Source organism: Achromobacter sp. CF-sbj1-Ac2-l (genome assembly GCF_052698165.1).
In genome coordinates, this window is record NZ_CP199855.1 from 5,574,551 (window position 1) to 5,592,229 (window position 17,679).

The following is a 17,679-nucleotide window of genomic DNA, read 5'->3' on the forward strand; positions in this document are numbered from 1 at the left end:
CAGGAGGCTCCCGTATGTCGGCACCGCACCCGCTCAACCAGGCCGTGATCGCCCAGGCCCTGCATGACCTGCGCAACGGCCAGTTGCGCCGCTGCAAGGCCATGGGCTTCGGCGAGGAGGAGCTGGATGCGCTGAAACACCCCGAGCTCGTGAGCATGCTGGTGAATGCCACGGTGTCGTGGTGTTCGGTATCGGTGAACCGGGAAGTGTTGAAGCGGCTGCTGAGCCAGGTGCACGACGTGGAGCGGGAGATCGCCACGGTGGACCGCATGCTGCGCCTGGGGGCGAGCACGGAGATGGTCAGCAAGTTCTACGGCCTCACGCATCAGGAAGTGGCGCTGCGCCGCGACATCCTCGGGCTGCCCAAGCGCAAGGGCCGGCATCCGGTGCTCGACGAGGCGCAGGAGGTGGCCTTGTGGGAACGCTGGAAGGCCGGCATCACGGAGCGGCAGATCGCGCTGAACGACGACATGGCGATGGTGGCGCTGACCATGGATCTGGCCGAGGCCATGACCCTGCCCATGTCGGTGATCTGGTCGGCGATACGGAACTGGATCGACCATGGGTTGGTATAGGCCATGACCACGGGCGGCGCACCACGGCGCGAAGGCCCCGTTGCGCTGTCCGCGCTCTTCGACGAGGCCCTGCAGCACCTGCAGCCGGCGCAGGGAACGGCGCCGGCCGCCGACGGTTTCCTCTACAGCGGCAACCGCCATGAGAGCGTGCCGCGCAGGCTGTTCCTCGACCGGCGCCTGACGCCGCTGGAGCGAAACGCCTGGCAGGTGTTCCGCCTGCAGCTCAACGACGACGGCGTGACCGCCTTTCCCACCTACGACCAGCTCCGCCCCTATCTGGCGTCCATGCCCTGTGCGGCGCAAGCCTCGCACGAGACCGTTGCGCGCGCCTTGACGCTGCTGCGGCTGACGCGCTGGCTCAGCCTGGTGCGGCGGCGGCGCGATCCCAAGACCGGCCGTATCCAAGGCAACCTCTACGTGCTGCACGACGAACCGCTGTCGCCCTTCGAGGCGATGCAGCTCGACCCGGACTACCTGGGCCTGGTGAGTCAGGCGCTCACGCACGCGGCGAAGGCGGTGCAGGTCGTGGGCATGAACACGCTGCGAGAGATCGCCGAAGACCCCCTGCTCAGCGGGCGCACGCTGCCGACCCGTCTGCAAGTGCTGGCGCAGCGCATGGCGCGGCATGGCTGGACGACGCCAGGTTATCCACAGGAGGGTGCGGACCACGAATCCGAAGAAGGCCAGGAAGCCCTGCTTCGGAATGACGCGCGCCCGTCTTCGGAATCCGAAGCAGGGCCGAAACCCGCGCCGGACGGCTCTCTTCGGATTCCGAAGGAGGACCGTACAGTACGTAATGATCGTATAAATGAAGTACGTACAGTACCGCGCGCGAGGGCCTTGCAGAACCTGCGGCTGCCCGAGCGTTTCCTGCGCTTGAAGGACGAGCAGCAGGCCGGCGCGCTGATGGCGCTGCAGCAGGTGGACGAGGCGCAGCGGCAGGCCGTGCTCGACGAGTGGGCGGCACGCTGTGGCGGCAGTACGGTGCGCAATCCCGCCGGCTACTTGTTCGGCATCATCCAGAAGGCGATCCGCGGGGAGTTCAAGGCGTGGGCGGGCAACGACGCAGCAGCGCCGCCCGCGCCGCGAGCTGCGGGGCCGGCGCCATCGTCGTCGCCTTCGGCTTCCCGCCCAGCCGACCCCGAGGTGGCGCGCGCCTACCTCGCACGGCTGCGTTCAGCCTTGCGCGATCCCTGAGCTATCCCCAGGGGATAGACGGAACAGGTCGCCTTCCAGCTGGGGGAGCAGACCGCTTGGAACTGTGCTCAAACTGTGCGTATAATGTGCTCGTGATTCCTTGCCTTTGGGAGCAACGTCATGGCCTCTACCGCTTTCGCGGATGTGCTCGAATCGGTGCGTGAAGCCGGCACGTCCCGCTTTTCCGCCACGAACGTCGCCGATGCCCTGGGCCTGCAGTACCAGGACTTGGCCACGCTGGCTGGCGTGCACCGCAACACCCTGCGCACCCACCCCGAGTCACCGCGACTCCAGGCCGCGCTTCGTGACCTGATGCGGGTGCTATCGGCCGCCTCGGCGGTGCAGCCGGATACCGCGCGTGCATTCTTCATGGTCAAGAACGAGCCCATCCCGACGTTCCACCACAAGACCCTGCTGCAGTTGGTGCAGGAAGGACGCACCGACGATGCGATCGACTACCTGGAGTCGATCAGTGCAGGGTTCACCGGATGATCCTCCTCGACCTGCCGCCCGGCACCACGCTGTTTCGCGCGCACACCCCGCAGTGGGCCAGCCGGCCAACCAGCGGCGCTGGTGCGGCGGCCAAGGGCGGGCGCTTCAACCGGGAGGGCGTCGAGGCGCTGTATCTGTCGCTGGAGGAAGCGACCGCGCTACGCGAATACCAGCAGACCTCGCCCTTCCTGCCGCCCTGCACGATGTGCTCGTACACCGTGGCATTGCGCGAGCTGGTCGATCTGCGGCAGCTCCACCGCGGCGAACCTTGGGACGAGCTGTGGCACGACTGGCGCGAGGACTGGCGCCATCTGAAATTCGACCTTCACATCGAGCCGCCCACTTGGGTGCTGGGCGACATGGTGCTGGCCCAGGGCCATACCGGAATCCTGTTCCCCAGCCAGGCGAACGATGGCGGCACCAATATCGTGGTGTTCGTGGATCGGCTCAGGGATGGCAATTCGGTCGAGGTCAATGATCCCGACGGGCGACTGCCCCGCGACCAATCCAGTTGGACGCGCTGACTCCACAGCGCGGATTCGCACTCCACCCTTCGGCCCGCCGCCGAGCTATCCCCAGGGGATAGCCGGCACACACAGCCTTCCGTGCGGAACAAACCGGGCGCGCATGGGCTGCGGTTTGTTGACTGACGGCCTTCCGGCCGATGCCGATGCTGGCGACTCGCCCCTTCACCGCGAGTCGCTCCCATGGCCAACGAACGCACAGAACCCCTGCAACTGAATCTCGGATCGCTGCGCAGCGCGATGTCGCTGACGCTGCACACGCACCATGCATCGCGCATCTGGCACGGCCGCGCGCCGACCGAGGGGCGCCCAGGCATCATCGGTCTCAACGGCTTCATCGGCGCCATGAACAAAATGAAGCGCGGCGCCGAGCAGGACGACCCCTACTCGGACTGGTGGATGCTGCGGATCGAGGACAAGCTCGCCGACACCAAGACCCGTCTGCAGACCCTGCGCGAACAGGTGGATCAGGCCTTGGCCGACGTGCCAGCGGCGCTGTCCCTGGGCGAGAACATGAACGTGCAGCCGGTGAAGCTGCCGCTGTTCGTGAACGCCCAGCTCGGCTTCATGGCGGTGTATCTGCTGGCCGACTACGACGACCTGGCACGCAAACTCATCCTGGCGCACCACACGGCGCTGATCGATCGCAGCACCTTGGAGCGCTGGCTCAATGATGGTGCGCACGCGCTGCGCAGCCTGTTCTCGCTGGCCCAGCAGTACCGCTACTCGGGCACCACGCGCGACGACTTCGCGGCGAAGAACGCGGCGGCGCGAGCGGCGCTGGAGAAGTTCGGCGAGTTGCCGCAGGACGTGCTGGAAGGCACGCGCCGCTCGCGCTTCGCGCCACCGATCGCGCGGCGGACGACCAAGCCCGGCACGCCGCCTGCAGCGCCCGCCATCGAGCCCGATGCGCCGGCTCACACGGATGGCACAGCCGATGGTGCGGCGGGCGATGAGGCTGCGGGCGCATGACAGCATCGCCCCCTATCAGCCACTCCACGCGCTTCGTGGCGCTGGAACAGGCGGACTTCCAGCGGCTGGAACACGCAGGCTACCTAAAAGGCCTTTTACAGCCTTTTAAGGGTAAGGGGAGTCTGGAGACCTGGGCCAGCCAGTGCGCAGCGCTGCGCGACGACGTGATTGGCCTGGCGCAGCGGCGCGTGCTGCCCCAGGCGCGCGCCTACCCATTCAGTCTGCTCGACGTGCAACTGGCCCAGCAGGCCACTGGCGCAGGGACGACCTTCCTGCGCTGGCGCAACCTCGACCGTTCCTCCATGGGCGTGGCGTTGTGGGAGGCCCTGCTGGCCAACCCCGCGACGCCGGCCTCGCTGATCGACGAGCTGTACGCGATCGAACTGCAGCGCATCGTGCTGAACATGCAGATCAGTCTGACCCACAGCATCGCTCGCCAAGCCCTGGAATGCGCCAACAAGGCCGCCCAGGCCGAAGTGGCTTACCTGCGGCGCGTCCACGGGCATACCGCGTCCGTTCCACCCACCACCAAGGAGTCACCATGAGCACGCACTTCGTCGGCGAGGGCAGCATCGGTTCTGCGCCGGACTACCGCGAATTTCCGAACGGCAACGACGAGCCACGCCGGCTGCTTCGCCTGAACGTCTACTTCGACAACCCGATCCCGAAGAAGGACGGCGAGTACGAAGATCGCGGCGGCTTCTGGGCACCCGTGGAGCTGTGGCACCGCGACGCCGAGCACTGGAAGACGCTGTACCAGAAAGGCATGCGGGTGCTGGTCGAGGGCCGCACCGTGCGCGACGAATGGGAGGACGCCGACGAGAACGAGCGCGTGACGTTCAAGGTCGAGGCGCGGCGCGTGGGCATCCTGCCGTACCGCATCGAGTCGGTGGCGCTCAGCGCCAAGCCCGCCGGCGGACAGTAATTCGCCCATCGCCGTTCCCCCGAGGGCGGCTGTAGCAACCGTCATACGCCCGCGATGCACCAGCGAGCTATCCCCAGGGGATAGCTCCAAGGTCGTCCACAGAGTTCCAGCCGCCCTCCCGAAACGACGCTCTTGCTGTGCCAGCTCCTGTGGTCCATGCGCACAGCTGCGGCAACGGACCGCCTGCCGATCACAAAGCGGTGTCTGCATCAATCGGCTTCCTTGCTGCCGGCATCTCCTGGCCCCGCCAAGCTGACGCCCATCCAATGAACCGCACATTTCCAAGGAGGCTTCATGCGCGTGTTCCTGTGCGAGAAGCCGTCCCAGGGCAAGGACATCGCCCGTGTGCTGGGCGCCAGCCAACGCGGCAACGGCTGCTACAGCGGCGCCGGTGTCGTCGTGACCTGGTGCATCGGTCATCTGGTGGAGGCGGTTCCACCCGAAGGCTACGGCGAGCAATACAAGCGCTGGGCCATCGAGCAACTGCCCATTCTTCCTGAGCGTTGGCGTGTCGAGCCCAAGGCGGCGACCGCAGCGCAATTCAAGGTCGTGCAGCAGCTCGTCGCCAAGGCGGGCGAGCTGGTGATTGCGACCGATGCCGACCGCGAGGGCGAGATGATCGCCCGCGAGATCATCGACCTATGCGGCTACCACGGGCCGATTCAGCGCCTGTGGCTGTCGGCGCTCAACGATGCGTCGATCCGCAAGGCACTGGGTGCACTCAAGCCGTCCGCCGAGACGCTGCCGCTGTATTTCTCCGCACTCGCCCGATCGCGCGCCGACTGGCTGATCGGGATGAACCTGAGCCGCTTGTTCACACTGCTGGGGCGCCAGGCCGGCTATACCGGCGTGCTGTCGGTGGGGCGCGTGCAGACGCCGACGCTGAAGTTGGTCGTGGACCGCGATCGCGAGATCGCGCGCTTCGTCTCCGTGCCGTATTGGGCCGTGGACGTGCTGCTATCCCATGCCGGCCAGTCCTTCACCGCGAGCTGGATACCGCCCGAAGGCAGCACGGATGCAGCGGGTCGCTGCCTTCAGCAGCCGGTGGCGCAGCAGGCTGCGGATCGCATTCGCGCGGCACGCGATGCGCAGGTCGTGTCGGTAGAAACCGAGCGCGTTCGCGAAGGGCCGCCGCTGCCGTTCGACCTGGGCACGCTGCAGGAGGTGTGCTCCAAGCAGTTGGGCCTCGACGTGCAGGAGACGCTGGACATTGCCCAGGCGCTGTATGAGACGCACAAGGCGACAACGTACCCGCGCTCGGATTCGGGCTACCTGCCCGAGAGCATGCTGGCCGAGGTACCGACCGTACTCGACAGCCTGGTCAAGACCGACCCCAGCCTGCGGCCGCTGATCGAGCGCCTGGATCGCAACCAGCGTTCGCGTGCGTGGAACGACGGCAAGGTGTCGGCTCACCACGGCATCATCCCGACGCTGGAGCCCGCCAACCTGTCGGCCATGAACGAGAAGGAACTGGCCGTCTACCGGCTGATCCGCGCTCATTACCTCGCGCAGTTCCTCCCGCACCATGAGTTCGACCGGACGGTAGCGCAGTTCTCGTGCGGCAGTCAGTCGCTGGCGGCCGTGGGCAAGCAGATTGCCGTCATCGGCTGGCGTGAGGTGCTGGCGACGCCGGGGCCGGACGATGCCGGTGGCGAGGATGCGCAGCACAGCCAGGTGCTGCCCGCCCTGCATGCGGGCCTGTCCTGCCCGGTCGGAAAGGTGGATCTCAAGGCGCTGAAGACGCTGCCGCCCAAACCCTACACGCAGGGCGAGCTGATCAAGGCCATGAAGACCGTCGCCAAGTTCGTGACCGACCCGCGCCTGAAACAGAAGCTGCGAGATACCACCGGCATCGGCACCGAGGCGACACGCGCCAACATCATCAACGGTCTGATCGGTCGCGGCTACCTGGTCAAGAAAGGCCGCGCCGTCCGCGCTTCCGACGCGGCATTCACGCTCATCGACGCGGTGCCCTCGGCCATCGCCGACCCCGGCACCACGGCGGTGTGGGAGCAGGCGCTCGACATGATCGAGGCCGGCCAGATGGCGCTGGACACCTTCATCGAGAAGCAGTCCGTGTGGGTCGGCCAGCTCGTGCAGCAGTACCGCGGCGCAACGCTCTCGCTCAAGCTGCCGCCGGCGCCGGCCTGCCCGCAGTGCGGCGCACCGATGCAGCAGCGCACGGGCAAAAGCGGCGCGTTCTGGTCCTGCTCGCGCTACCCGGACTGCAAGGGCACGTTGCCGATCGAGTCCCCGACGGGCCGGCGCAGCGCACCGCGCAAGCGGCGCGCTGCCTCCAAGGCGTCCTGATCCTCGCTTCCCCCTGCCGCGCCAGCCCTTCACTGGCGGCGAGGCAAACGTCCCGCACCGCGCGGGACTCCAAAGCGCGCGTCTCCTTCTGCAACGGTGTGCGCGCCCCGTCTGCCCACCATCGGGCGACGGGGCGAGAAGGTCATTGCTCCACGAATCGCGCCCGCCGCCATTCCCTTGATCGGTGTGCCTTGCCTCGGCCACGAGGGGCTTCCTGACGCCTTGCCGCCGCGTGAGCCGTGAGGAGGCCCCTTGGGCCGAGGGTATTCCGTGCCGGTGCCCGCCGGCGGAACAACGGGCTCCCTTTGTGTGTGGATGCACGCCAGAGGTTTCCGGCCCCAGCCACGAAACGGGCCGGGTGCGATTGCTGACGCAGCGAACGGCTTTGACGACGGCCTGCGCTGACGCAGCCCACAGGTGGTTTTCCTTCCTCTCCAGCCGAAGGCCCGCGTGGCCTTCGTCGCCCTGGCCCTTGCCTTGTCCCGTGACGCGGGCCTGCCCTAAAGCGGGCCGTCCGCGATTCGGTTTTCCCTGCGACGGCAGCCATGCTTCGCGCCCATCCTCACGCCATGCGTTGCTGACAGTCGTCAGCGGCATGCCCTGGCAGTCTCGGTCTTCAAGACTGCAACGCGGTTCGCCGCGTTGACCGATCCAGTCCGCTTCGCATCGCCCACCGCGGACGCTCGCCGGCCTGGCGACGATGCACTTTTCTCAACCACCCGAGGGGAACCCCATCCCCTGCGGGATGCGTGCTCCCCGACCCACCAAGGAGCACGGCATGTCTGAACCTTCCGCATCTTCCTCTGCAACCGCAGTGCGCAGTGGTGCGCTGGCGCTGGCCTGGACCGGCAAGCGTTTGCCGCTACAGGTGCTGCGCAGCGCGGCCGGCCACTACATCGGCACGCAAGACGACGAAGGCCCGGTATCGCGGGAGTCCGTCGAGTATTTCCCGAACCACCTCGCAGCACAGCGCGCCCTGGATGCCCATGCCTGGACACAGCGCGCTCACCCCTGATTCCCACCCTTCAAGGAGTTCTCTCATGAATCTGTCTTTACCCGAAGACGTGCTCGATCAGATGGCGCTGGAACAGGCGCACTTCGACGCTGCACCGCAGGCCTTCTTCGAGGCCTGGAAGCGCGGCGCGCAGATCGCCGGCCACGAGTGGTTCGGCGACGGCACACGCGAAGGTCTGCAGCGTGCCACCACCAAGTGGGACCTGCGGCCCAACATGCTGATGCTCAACGACGCCTTGGGCGTGCTGAGCAGCGGTCAACGCATGTTCCTGTCCGCGATGGTGAGCTTCTACAACTCCCGCGAGGGCGGCGCGATGCTCAAGCGTTGCGGCTTCGAGGGGCTGTCCGACTTCGGCGGCCTCAATCTGGAACGGCGCCAGGTCATCGCCGACCTCACGCTGCACTACAACGGCTGGTGAGCCGCGCCTGGCAACCCACCGTCTTTTCATCCCACCCCACGAGGGACATGCGTCCCCGTTCGGGGCCATGTCCCTCCTTCCTTTCGCAGGAGCGGCCATGTCCCGAATCAGCATCTTCCACTGACCTGCACCGCCCGCCACCAGGGCGGCCCGATGCCGCGGCCGGCTGACCGGCTGCCACTTCATCCACCTACTGGGGTTCAATCCCCGGCAGGGGATTGCCTCGGCCATCCTCTGCTGGAGGAATCCCATGTCTCATTCCAAAAACCCCTTCGTCCGCGGCTACGATGGCCTGTCCGTGCAGCGGCTGCTGGCGATTTCCTACGACGACGACTGCCCGCTGAGCTATCTGCCGCTGCACGTCTCGCAGTCGCACCTGCCGGACAGCCAGGTCGAGCGCCATGCCTGCGTCTTCTGCGACGACTTCGCGCTGATCACCGAGGGCCAGAACGTGCCGCCCGAGCTGGACGCGCAGTGTCCCAGCCACGGCATCGCCCGAAACCTCGTCTACACCGTCATGGCCGAAGAAGCCGGCCAGCCGCTGCACGTCGGCGATACCTACTCCGAGGAAGCCGCGCGCGAGGTGGTACGCCGCCTGCGCTTCGAGACCGGGTTCTACAGCCGTGCCTGGGAAATCAGTTCGGCGCACATCACCGAGGAGGCCGGTCGCTTCCTCGCCGAACTGGCGGACATCGCCACGCCGAGCGGTTTTCTGTTCGTGGCCTTCCGCATTCCCTACAGCCCGGCGGTCGGCATGAAGCTGATCGCCACGCCCTGGACGGATGCGAACCTGCAGCATGTCGAGGGCATCACCGCCGAAGAGCTTCGGCAGGAGCACCGGGCCAAGGGCATGCCGGAGTCCCTCGTGGAAGTGTTGCACCTGGCTGCGCTCGCCGACGTGCGGCTGCTGATCTTCGATGCCGACGCGCCCGTGCTGGACGGACTGACGCTCTACGACGACGAGTAACCCCCTCTTGAGCCCCGTGCGGGGCTCTTCTTTTTCGCGGAACGCGGTGCCGGCGCATTGCCGATTCCCGGCGGACGGCCGCCGCCATGTGCCGCACGCTGGCCGCATGTTCGCTGGCGTTGCCGGCAGCATGCCCAGGCAGTCGAGACCTTCAAGACTGCGGCGCGGTTCGCCGTGCTGGTTGTTTCGTTCTCCGGGCGCACCTGCGTCCATCCACCTCACCCTCAAGGGACAGACCTCCCTTGCGGGCGGGAGTCCCTTGGTTGCCACAAGGAGTCTCCCCATGGATACCCAAGCCATCCGTGCACAGATGCCAACGCTTGTCGTCGGTCATGTGCCTTCCAACGTCCGTTCGTTCAAGTTCAACATCTTCGACGGCCAGCCCAAGGTTTCGACGCTGGGCTTTCACATCGACCCGAAGCCTTTCGAGGGCAAGGTCATCGCCACCACCGACGAGGCCATCGTCGTCAAGACGGGGCGAGCCGAGTTCGCGGTGCTCGATCGAACGCTCGTGACCGAGGTGCCCGACGAGGGCGCCAAGGTGCAGGTCGAAACCTATGTCAGACGCCGCTTCGACGGTCAGCGGGCGGACACGCCCGAGGAGCAGACCGAGTTCACCGCCGACGGCCAGCCCTACACGGTGAAGCGGTTCGTGCTCGGGTCTGCACCGGCGAAGCTGCCGATCCCCGAGCCGCGCTGCCCCGAGCTGCAGGAACTGATCGACCAACTGGAGCAGTTGCCCGCTCCCGATGGTTTCCGGCGCATCACCCACATGCTGGTGGATGCCGGTGCACGGGACATCACCTGGGTCGATCCGCTGCCCGCCGACATGATCCGCACGCCGCCGGCCATCGGTTTCACCGTCGCCACGATGAAGTTCCAGGGTCGCGTCACCGTGCTGTATGAGCGTGGCCTCGACCTCTACGCGGTGGAGCTGCACCGCGACGGCGAGCTGATCGAACGGGTCGATGAGGTGTTCTTCGACACCCTCGGCGAGACGCTGGAACGGCTGATCGACGACGGGAGCTGGAAACGCATTCGCGTGCAGTGCCTGTCGGGTCGCAAGGCTGTCCGGCACTGACCCTCCCAGCAGCTTCCCGCCCTCGCGGCGGGAAGCCTCTCTTCCTGCCTCCCTGGAGATCACACCCATGACTGTTCGATTCAAAGGCACGGAGCTGCGGCCCGTGCTCGCCGAAGCGGTGGCGAATCAATGCCGCGTCATCCTGGTCAAGGATCAGGGCGTGTACTTCCTGGCCGAGCGCGGCGAGCGCCGGCCCGATGGTCGCCAGAAGACCATCGCCTACGCCGCCGGCTGCAACCCGGATGTCGATGCCTTCGACTATTGGTGGGAGCTGGCGCGCGCCGAGTTCGGCGACGACGACTTCGGCGAGTTCTTCGATCCGCAGGAGGGCGTGTTTGCGCGCATCCTGCACAGCGAGGACGACCTCGACGTGTCCGCCACCACGACACACCTGTCGCTGCAGGCGGTTCCTCCCACACCCAACGGCAACTGACCGCCCATCCCTGGCCCCCGCTCCGGGGGCCTCTTTCTTCCCGGCAATGCGGACAGCCGCGAGTGCCGATTGCCGCTCGCCTGCGCGCCGTCCCGGCGCCACGCTTCCGGCCATGTTCCGCTGACGTCCGTCAGCGACATGCCCAGGCAGCCACGATCTTCAAGGCTGCGACGCGGTTCCGACCGCGTTGATCACCCCAGTTCGCACCGGCATCCATGCGCGAACGGCCATCGGTTCTCGATGGCGATGCCACCAAGCTGTTCCATCAACCCACGCGGGGGTTCCACACCTTCCCCGCCTTGGGTCGGGTGTGTCTCCGCCTCATTGTTCCCAGGAGATTCACCATGACCACTTCCAACGAGAAGTCCTACTTCGATCTGCACATCACCGGCCTCGGGTACCTCAATCGCATCCGCGAAGTGAAGCCCAAGAAAGGCGATGCGTTCCTGGCCTGCGACATCGCGGCTCTGAACGGTCCCAGCGATGACGTCTCGTATGTGCGTTTCGACACGCGCGTATCGGGATCGGAAGCGCAGCACCTGGTGCGCCGCTGCATTCAGGCGGTCGACGCCGAGAAGAAGGTGATGATCGGCTTCCGCATGGGCGACCTGTGGACCGACACCTTCACCTACTCCAAGGGCAAGCGTGCCGGCGAGCAGGGTGTGAGCCTCAAGGCCCGCCTGCTGTTCGTCAGTTGGATCAAGGTCGACGGCAAGCTCGTCTACAAGGCCGAGCCCAAGCCGACCGAGACCGACGAGCGGGACCCGGAAGTCCCTGTGACGTCCGACGCGCCCGCCGCGCAGCAAGCCTCGGCACCGGAGCCTTCCGAGCCCGTCGCCGATGCTGCCGACGACGCAGCCGATGCCCCCGCATTGGCCGTTGCCGAGTCGTTCTGATCCGCAAGGCCCCATCCCCGGGGCCTTGTCTTCTCTTCGTCCGCAGGAGACCTTCATGATCACCATCCCCGGCCAACTGGCCATCAAGACCATCCACGGCAGGAACGGCGACTTCAACGTCGGCCGCCTGGCGACCTCGATCGGCGAGTTCGTCGTGAAGAACGCCGAACTCGATCAGTACCGCGAGGGCAAGTACGACGGTGATTTCGTCATCGTCGAGATTCGTCCCTCCACGTACAACGCCAACGGCCGCATGGTCATCGAGATTCGCGCCCATCTGGGCGGGATGACACTGTCCAACATCGACGCCCTGAGCCGCGACGAAGCCCGCCGGCTGAGTCCGCAGGAAGTCGATCCGATCGACGAGGAGGCGCAGGCGCCCGTGCCGGCAACGCCCCCGGCCAAGCCGAAGGCGAAGCCGCGCAGTCCGCGCGATCCCCTGGTCGATACCACGCCGTTCGGCAGCGAACCGGCTCCCGTGTCCGCTGCGGCCTCGGCCGAGGCAGACGACGCGGCGCTGTTCGGTGCCTTGTGGCCCCTGGGCGAGACCGTGAAGCTCGATGCGACCGTGGATCGTCGTGTGCTGCGTCAGCAGCGCGACCGTCTCGACAAGCTCGGCTACGAGTTCGCTCCGTTGTCCCAGGACTGGCACCTCAAAGCTGCCTGATTCATCCGCCGCCTTGCGCGGCATTCCGCCACCCGCTGGGGTTCTCCCCCGACGGGGAGGGCTCCGGCCTTTTCTTCAAGGAGACCCTCATGGGCTGGACCTTCGTTCGTCAGACGCGCGATCAGTTGATCCGCGAGCTGCTCGCTCCGCAGGCGTCCGACCGCGCTTGCTGCGAAGTCATCGACCACACACTGGACGGCGACGTTCTGTGGACCGTGGTTCGCGTCACCGCCAGGCAGGCGGGCGTCATGGGCCTCGCGGCCGGTGAGTCCGTCTGCTACATCGGCTGCCATCTGCTGGAAAGCTCGGGCGGCGATTGGGGCTACAAGTCACTCGATGAGTCCGTGCATCCGTACTACTACTCGTGCCCGCTGCGCTATCTCGACATGGCGCCGGTGCAAAGCCCCGAGTGGCGCGAGCGGGTTCACCGCTTCCACGCGGGCCGCGCTGTCTAGCGGCACGCATCTTCCTTCACCCAACCGGGGCGAGCATGGCCCCGCGGGCTGTGGTTGCTCCTTCATTTCCAAGAGGACATCACCATGCCTGCACCTTCTTCCGCGAAACCGCTGTACCGCATCGACGAATGCCCCGACCTCATGGCCGACGGTTGCGTCGGTGACGAGCAGGGCAATCTCGTCTTTCTCTCGATCTGGGCGCGCGACACCGCCGTTCAGGAGTTCCTCGCCCGCCTGACTCTCGGCCGGGATGAACAGGGGCTCGACCAGTTCCACGTCATCACCGAGCAGGGCGCATCCATCCCGGTCTTCGTCGGCAACGTCGAGAACCTGGAAAAGCGCATCACCCGCGCCTATCGGCGGACGCTGTTCGGTTCGCTGACGAATGTGTGGCTGTTCGACCGTCGCTGCGTGAAGCCAGACAAGGCCAATGCCAGCGCGCTGGCGCTTCTGCCCAGGGATTCCGCTCACCGGCTCGACCGGCTGTGGACGCTGGTGCAGGACACCTGCCCGCTGCCACTGCTCGACCACTGGCGCGACACCGTGCTGGAGCTGTTGCAGACACGGCGGATGCTGACCGGTCTTCCCTTGGCCCTCGGGCCGCTGGAAGGCCATCGGCTGGCCCTCGATGTCCCGGCGCTGACGAAGGCGCTGGGCGAGCTGATCCGCAACGGCACCCTCGGTGCCACGCAGTACGAACTGGCCGCGAACGCACCGCTTCGGCGTGTGGCGTGAGCCATCCCCACGGGCATGCGCGCCGCGCGTGCCCGCCTTCCCTCATCCATCATCAGGAGAAATCCATGGCACTCATGTTTCCGCGCCTGGCGCGCAATTTCATTCGTAACGGCTACTTCCCCACCGACGAGCCGACGCTGGAGCGGGCCTTGTCCGCACTGGCGCCGTCTCCCGGCTCCATGTCCATCATCGATCCCTGCGCCGGCGAAGGCGTGGCGATTGCCGAAGCCGCCCACGCCCTCGGGCGCGAGCAGGTCCAGGCCTTCGCCGTCGAGTACGACGCCGAGCGTGCCCGCCACGCACGGCAACTGGTCGATCGCTGCATCCACGGTGACCTGATGGACTCGCTGATCTCGCGCCAGTCCTTCGGGCTGCTGTGGCTGAACCCGCCGTATGGCGACCTGAGCAAGGACGTGAACGGCAACATCGGCTATCAGGGCCAGGGCCGTGCGCGGCTGGAAAAGCTGTTCTATCAGCGCGCGCTGCCGCTGCTGCAGTACGGTGGCGTGCTGATCTTCATCGTGCCGTCCTACGTGCTCGACGCCGAGCTGGTCGGATGGCTGACGCGCCACTTCGCCGACCTGCGCATCTACCGTGCGGTGGAAACGCAGTTCAAGCAGGTGGTGATCTTCGGTCGCAGGATTCGTCAGCGCGACCAGGCATCGGATTCGGTCAAGGCCACCCGCGGTCTGCTGCTGCAGATCGGACAGGGCGACGCCGAAGCCGAGGAGCTGCCGCTCGAATGGCCGTTCCTGCCGTACACCGTCCCTGCCAGCCCGGCCGAGCCGGAGCACTTCTATCGCGTGACGATGGAGCCCGAGCAGTTCGCCGATGAAGTCGGCCGGCTGCAAGGACTCTGGCCGGCGCTCGATACGCACCTGGGGGGCGCGCAGCAGTCGCTGCGTCCACCGGCGCGGGCCTTGTCCCACTGGCATCTCGCTCTGGCCTTGGCCGCGGGCGCGATCTCGGGCGTCGTGACCTCGAAGAGCGGCAGAACGCTCGTCGTGAAAGGTGATACCCATAAGGAGAAGACTCTCCAGACGGAGTACACCGAGCGCGACGACGGCTCCGTGGCCGAGACACGCATCCTCACCGACAAGTTCGTGCCGGTCATCCGCGCCTGGGACATGACACCGGGCTCCGCCACGCGGGGCGAGGTGTTGACCATCCGCTGATCGTCGTTCCCCGACGGCAAGCCGCCAGTGCTTCGCCGCCTTCTTTGTCCACTCACCGGGGTCATGTCGCCCCGATGGGGCGCCGTGGCCTCTTTTCCCTGAAGGAGAAATCACCATGGCACTCGCTGTTCTCAATCTCGTCTCGCAACCACGGTTCCCATCCGGGCAAGTGGTCATGACCGCCGGCATCAACGATCTGGTCCAGCAGGGCCAGTTCAATCCGGTGCCTTATCTGCGTCGCCACCTTCGTGGTGACTGGGGCGATCTCGACGACTGCGACCGGCGTTCCAACGATGCCGCGTTGAAGTCCGGAGACCGCTTGTTCTCGTCCTACCAGGTCACGCCGACCTTGAAGCTCTGGATCATCACCGAGTGGGACCGCAGCGTCACCACGCTGCTGCTGCCATCCGAGTACTGATCGTCCTCTGACGGCTCGGCCGTCTTTCTCTTCCCACCCCTGGGGCATGCCATCGCCCCGCAGGGGTCGGTGCATGCCCCATTTCCATTGGAGCATCACCATGTCACTCGATCTCGAAACTGTTCCCGCGGCTGTTTCCGATGCCTCGCCCGTGCAGGGCGACCTGCTCGAAGCCGCATCTTCTCCGCTCACCCTCAGCCTGCAGGACTTCGTATCGGAGTTCGGCGACGAGCTGCTCGATTCGCTCAACCGCGCCAATCCTCCGGTCTACACCGGCCAGGTGCGGGTGCATCGGCAACTGATCCTCGCCGCGCTCAAGCGCAAGCTGTTCCCGGCGCAAGCCGATGTGGTCCACGCCGTCACCGAGCTGTTGGTCGATCGTGGCGAACGCGCCGCGATCGTCAATGGCGAGATGGGCTGCGGCAAGACGACGGTGGGTATTGCCACCGCCGCCGTGCTCAACGCCGAAGGCTACCGCCGTACCTTGGTTCTGTCTCCGCCGCACCTGGTCTACAAGTGGCGGCGCGAAATCCAGGAGACGGTGGCCAGTGCCAAGGTCTGGGTGCTCAATGGCCCGGACACGCTGGTCAAGCTGCTGAAACTGCGAGAGCAGTTGGGCGTGCCGGCCCAGGGCCAGGAGTTCTTCGTCCTGGGCCGCGTGCGGATGCGGATGGGGTTCCACTGGAAGCCTGTCTTCGTTCGGCGGCGCACGCCTCACGGCGACGTGGGGGCCTGCCCGGATTGCGGGCATGTCATCACCGACCTCGACGGCGAGCCGATCAATCCGGTCGAGCTGGAAGCCGAGGAGTCCCGCCGCAAGTGCAGCCACTGCCGTGCACCGCTGTGGTCGTTGATCCGTCCCAGAGGCCTGTCCGCCAGCGACCAGTCCTCGACCGTGCTCAAGGCACTGAAGCGTATTCCAACCATCGGGGAAGTCACCGCGCAGAAGCTGATGCAAAAGTTCGGTGACGCCTTCCTCGCGTCGATGCTCGGGGACAACATCCACGAGTTCATCAACCTGATGGATGGCAACGGCGAGCTGGTCTTCTCGGACCGGCAAGCCCATCGGATGGAACGTGCGATGGCCAACATGGAGTTCGGCTTCGGCGAGGGCGGCTACCAGCCGTCCGAGTTCATCAAGAGGCAGCTTCCCCAAGGCACGTTCGACCTGCTCATCGCCGACGAGGCGCACGAGTACAAGAACGGCGGCTCCGCACAGGGCCAGGCCATGGGGGTGTTGGCGGCCAAGGCGCGCAAGACGCTATTGCTCACCGGCACGCTGATGGGCGGCTACGGCGACGACCTGTTCCACCTGCTGTTCCGAGCCCTTCCGGGGCGGATGATCGAAGACGGCTACCGGCCGACGAAGAGCGGCAGCATGACGTCGGCCGCGATGGCGTTCATGCGCGATCACGGCGTGCTCAAGGACATCTATTCCGAGAGCACCGGCACGGCGCACAAGACGGCCAAGGGCACCAAGGTATCGGTGCGCACGGTCAAGGCGCCGGGTTTCGGTCCCAAGGGCGTGCTGCGTTGCGTCCTGCCGTTCACGGTCTTCCTCAAGTTGAAGGACATCGGTGGCAATGTGCTGCCGCCCTACGACGAGGAGTTCCGCGAAGTCGCGATGGACACGGCGCAAGCTGCGGCCTACCGCGATCTGGCGGGTCGGCTGACCCAGGAGCTGAAGCAGGCCCTGGCGAAGCGCGACACGACGCTGCTGGGTGTGGTCCTCAACGTGCTGCTGGCCTGGCCGGATTGCTGCTTCCGGTCGGAGACGGTGGTGCATCCACGCACGCGCAACACCCTGGCCTTCGTCCCGGCTCAGTTCAACGAGCTGGAGGTGATGCCCAAGGAGCGCGAGCTGATTGATATCTGCAAGCAGGAGAAAGCAGAAGGTCGCAAGACCCTGGTCTACACGGTCTACACCGGCACGCGCGACACCACGTCGCGCCTGAAGGTGCTGCTGGAGCAGGAAGGCTTCAAGGTGGCGGTACTGCGCGCGAGCGTGGATGCCTCCCGCCGGGAAGACTGGATCGCCGAGCAGTTGGACCGCGGTATCGACGTGCTCGTCACCAATCCCGAACTGGTGAAAACCGGCCTGGACCTGTTGGAGTTCCCGACGATCGTGTTCATGCAGTCGGGCTACAACGTGTATTCGCTGCAGCAGGCCGCACGCCGTTCATGGCGTATCGGTCAGAAGCAGTCGGTGCGCGTGATCTACCTCGGCTACGCCAACTCCTCGCAGATGACCTGCCTGGGGTTGATGGCCAGGAAGATCATGGTGTCGCAGAGCACGTCGGGAGACGTGCCCGAATCCGGGCTGGATGTCCTGAACCAGGACGGAGACTCGGTGGAAGTGGCACTGGCGCGGCAGTTGGTGCATTGAGATTGTTTCACTCTTGGTCGGCCCCTTCGGGGGCCGAA

Annotated in this window: 20 protein-coding genes; all 20 read left to right on the plus strand. The window is 66.2% G+C overall.

What is annotated here, in order from left to right; genetic code table 11:
• The first annotated feature begins 14 nt into the window (after positions 1 to 14).
• Positions 15 to 575 (plus strand): DUF2857 domain-containing protein, encoded by a 561-nt coding sequence (locus ACUDCK_RS25500; RefSeq protein ID WP_023093163.1) that lies wholly within the window; start codon positions 15 to 17, stop codon positions 573 to 575.
• A 3-nt stretch (positions 576 to 578) separates the two neighbouring features.
• Positions 579 to 1,772, plus strand: coding sequence for an STY4528 family pathogenicity island replication protein (locus tag ACUDCK_RS25505; RefSeq protein ID WP_023093162.1), 1,194 nt, complete (start codon positions 579 to 581; stop codon positions 1,770 to 1,772).
• Positions 1,773 to 1,892: 120 nt separating this feature from the next.
• Positions 1,893 to 2,264 carry a hypothetical protein gene (locus ACUDCK_RS25510; RefSeq protein ID WP_023093161.1) on the plus strand — a complete coding sequence of 124 codons (372 nt, stop codon included), beginning with the start codon at positions 1,893 to 1,895 and terminating at the stop codon, positions 2,262 to 2,264.
• Positions 2,261 to 2,788: an RES family NAD+ phosphorylase gene (locus ACUDCK_RS25515; RefSeq protein WP_023093160.1), complete on the plus strand. Its 528-nt coding sequence runs from the start codon at positions 2,261 to 2,263 to the stop codon at positions 2,786 to 2,788. The genes ACUDCK_RS25510 and ACUDCK_RS25515 overlap by 4 nt, the downstream gene beginning before the upstream one ends.
• Positions 2,789 to 2,971: 183 nt before the next feature.
• A complete protein-coding gene (locus ACUDCK_RS25520) occupies positions 2,972 to 3,760 on the plus strand; it encodes a PFL_4669 family integrating conjugative element protein (RefSeq protein WP_017462948.1) in 789 nt (262 codons plus the stop codon).
• On the plus strand, positions 3,757 to 4,305 hold the full coding sequence (locus tag ACUDCK_RS25525; protein WP_033986542.1) for a DUF3158 family protein: 549 nt from the start codon (positions 3,757 to 3,759) through the stop codon (positions 4,303 to 4,305). Before ACUDCK_RS25520 ends, ACUDCK_RS25525 begins: the two co-directional genes overlap by 4 nt.
• On the plus strand, positions 4,302 to 4,685 hold the full coding sequence (locus ACUDCK_RS25530; RefSeq protein WP_033986544.1) for a single-stranded DNA-binding protein: 384 nt from the start codon (positions 4,302 to 4,304) through the stop codon (positions 4,683 to 4,685). Before ACUDCK_RS25525 ends, ACUDCK_RS25530 begins: the two co-directional genes overlap by 4 nt.
• A 294-nt stretch (positions 4,686 to 4,979) precedes the next feature.
• A complete protein-coding gene (locus tag ACUDCK_RS25535) occupies positions 4,980 to 6,995 on the plus strand; it encodes a DNA topoisomerase III (protein ID WP_033986546.1) in 2,016 nt (671 codons plus the stop codon).
• 778 nt (positions 6,996 to 7,773) lie between these two features.
• Entirely contained in the window at positions 7,774 to 8,010 is a 237-nt protein-coding gene (locus ACUDCK_RS25540) for a hypothetical protein (protein WP_033986547.1), read from the plus strand.
• A 25-nt stretch (positions 8,011 to 8,035) separates the two neighbouring features.
• Entirely contained in the window at positions 8,036 to 8,428 is a 393-nt protein-coding gene (locus ACUDCK_RS25545) for a hypothetical protein (protein WP_033986549.1), read from the plus strand.
• Positions 8,429 to 8,678: 250 nt separating this feature from the next.
• Complete coding sequence (locus ACUDCK_RS25550; protein ID WP_023093153.1) at positions 8,679 to 9,395, plus strand: DUF5983 family protein; 717 nt, start codon at positions 8,679 to 8,681, stop codon at positions 9,393 to 9,395.
• A gap of 283 nt (positions 9,396 to 9,678) precedes the next feature.
• Positions 9,679 to 10,476 (plus strand): hypothetical protein, encoded by a 798-nt coding sequence (locus ACUDCK_RS25555; RefSeq protein ID WP_033986551.1) that lies wholly within the window; start codon positions 9,679 to 9,681, stop codon positions 10,474 to 10,476.
• 67 nt (positions 10,477 to 10,543) lie between these two features.
• Positions 10,544 to 10,909 (plus strand): DUF3085 domain-containing protein, encoded by a 366-nt coding sequence (locus ACUDCK_RS25560; protein WP_033986553.1) that lies wholly within the window; start codon positions 10,544 to 10,546, stop codon positions 10,907 to 10,909.
• A 344-nt stretch (positions 10,910 to 11,253) separates the two neighbouring features.
• Positions 11,254 to 11,805, plus strand: a complete 552-nt coding sequence (locus tag ACUDCK_RS25565; RefSeq protein WP_031755002.1) for an STY4534 family ICE replication protein — start codon at positions 11,254 to 11,256, stop codon at positions 11,803 to 11,805.
• Positions 11,806 to 11,860: 55 nt separating this feature from the next.
• On the plus strand, positions 11,861 to 12,472 hold the full coding sequence (locus ACUDCK_RS25570; protein ID WP_003294141.1) for a DUF3275 family protein: 612 nt from the start codon (positions 11,861 to 11,863) through the stop codon (positions 12,470 to 12,472).
• 89 nt (positions 12,473 to 12,561) lie between these two features.
• Positions 12,562 to 12,927, plus strand: coding sequence for a hypothetical protein (locus ACUDCK_RS25575; protein WP_033986555.1), 366 nt, complete (start codon positions 12,562 to 12,564; stop codon positions 12,925 to 12,927).
• Between the two features lie 84 nt (positions 12,928 to 13,011).
• Positions 13,012 to 13,662, plus strand: coding sequence for a hypothetical protein (locus tag ACUDCK_RS25580; RefSeq protein ID WP_003141029.1), 651 nt, complete (start codon positions 13,012 to 13,014; stop codon positions 13,660 to 13,662).
• Between the two features lie 65 nt (positions 13,663 to 13,727).
• Positions 13,728 to 14,837, plus strand: a complete 1,110-nt coding sequence (locus ACUDCK_RS25585) for a DUF6094 domain-containing protein (protein ID WP_033986558.1) — start codon at positions 13,728 to 13,730, stop codon at positions 14,835 to 14,837.
• Positions 14,838 to 14,952: 115 nt separating this feature from the next.
• On the plus strand, positions 14,953 to 15,255 hold the full coding sequence (locus ACUDCK_RS25590) for a hypothetical protein (protein ID WP_033986560.1): 303 nt from the start codon (positions 14,953 to 14,955) through the stop codon (positions 15,253 to 15,255).
• A gap of 100 nt (positions 15,256 to 15,355) precedes the next feature.
• Positions 15,356 to 17,641 (plus strand): helicase-related protein, encoded by a 2,286-nt coding sequence (locus ACUDCK_RS25595; protein ID WP_033986562.1) that lies wholly within the window; start codon positions 15,356 to 15,358, stop codon positions 17,639 to 17,641.
• Positions 17,642 to 17,679 lie beyond the last annotated feature (38 nt).

Bases quoted from the DNA above. Each gene is read 5' to 3' on its own strand.
- ACUDCK_RS25500 (WP_023093163.1), top strand. From the start codon at position 15: ATGTCGGCACCGCACCCGCTCAACCAGGCCGTGATCGCCCAGGCCCTG.
- ACUDCK_RS25505 (WP_023093162.1), top strand. From the start codon at position 579: ATGACCACGGGCGGCGCACCACGGCGCGAAGGCCCCGTTGCGCTGTCC.
- ACUDCK_RS25510 (WP_023093161.1), top strand. From the start codon at position 1,893: ATGGCCTCTACCGCTTTCGCGGATGTGCTCGAATCGGTGCGTGAAGCC.
- ACUDCK_RS25515 (WP_023093160.1), top strand. From the start codon at position 2,261: ATGATCCTCCTCGACCTGCCGCCCGGCACCACGCTGTTTCGCGCGCAC.
- ACUDCK_RS25520 (WP_017462948.1), top strand. From the start codon at position 2,972: ATGGCCAACGAACGCACAGAACCCCTGCAACTGAATCTCGGATCGCTG.
- ACUDCK_RS25525 (WP_033986542.1), top strand. From the start codon at position 3,757: ATGACAGCATCGCCCCCTATCAGCCACTCCACGCGCTTCGTGGCGCTG.
- ACUDCK_RS25530 (WP_033986544.1), top strand. From the start codon at position 4,302: ATGAGCACGCACTTCGTCGGCGAGGGCAGCATCGGTTCTGCGCCGGAC.
- ACUDCK_RS25535 (WP_033986546.1), top strand. From the start codon at position 4,980: ATGCGCGTGTTCCTGTGCGAGAAGCCGTCCCAGGGCAAGGACATCGCC.
- ACUDCK_RS25540 (WP_033986547.1), top strand. From the start codon at position 7,774: ATGTCTGAACCTTCCGCATCTTCCTCTGCAACCGCAGTGCGCAGTGGT.
- ACUDCK_RS25545 (WP_033986549.1), top strand. From the start codon at position 8,036: ATGAATCTGTCTTTACCCGAAGACGTGCTCGATCAGATGGCGCTGGAA.
- ACUDCK_RS25550 (WP_023093153.1), top strand. From the start codon at position 8,679: ATGTCTCATTCCAAAAACCCCTTCGTCCGCGGCTACGATGGCCTGTCC.
- ACUDCK_RS25555 (WP_033986551.1), top strand. From the start codon at position 9,679: ATGGATACCCAAGCCATCCGTGCACAGATGCCAACGCTTGTCGTCGGT.
- ACUDCK_RS25560 (WP_033986553.1), top strand. From the start codon at position 10,544: ATGACTGTTCGATTCAAAGGCACGGAGCTGCGGCCCGTGCTCGCCGAA.
- ACUDCK_RS25565 (WP_031755002.1), top strand. From the start codon at position 11,254: ATGACCACTTCCAACGAGAAGTCCTACTTCGATCTGCACATCACCGGC.
- ACUDCK_RS25570 (WP_003294141.1), top strand. From the start codon at position 11,861: ATGATCACCATCCCCGGCCAACTGGCCATCAAGACCATCCACGGCAGG.
- ACUDCK_RS25575 (WP_033986555.1), top strand. From the start codon at position 12,562: ATGGGCTGGACCTTCGTTCGTCAGACGCGCGATCAGTTGATCCGCGAG.
- ACUDCK_RS25580 (WP_003141029.1), top strand. From the start codon at position 13,012: ATGCCTGCACCTTCTTCCGCGAAACCGCTGTACCGCATCGACGAATGC.
- ACUDCK_RS25585 (WP_033986558.1), top strand. From the start codon at position 13,728: ATGGCACTCATGTTTCCGCGCCTGGCGCGCAATTTCATTCGTAACGGC.
- ACUDCK_RS25590 (WP_033986560.1), top strand. From the start codon at position 14,953: ATGGCACTCGCTGTTCTCAATCTCGTCTCGCAACCACGGTTCCCATCC.
- ACUDCK_RS25595 (WP_033986562.1), top strand. From the start codon at position 15,356: ATGTCACTCGATCTCGAAACTGTTCCCGCGGCTGTTTCCGATGCCTCG.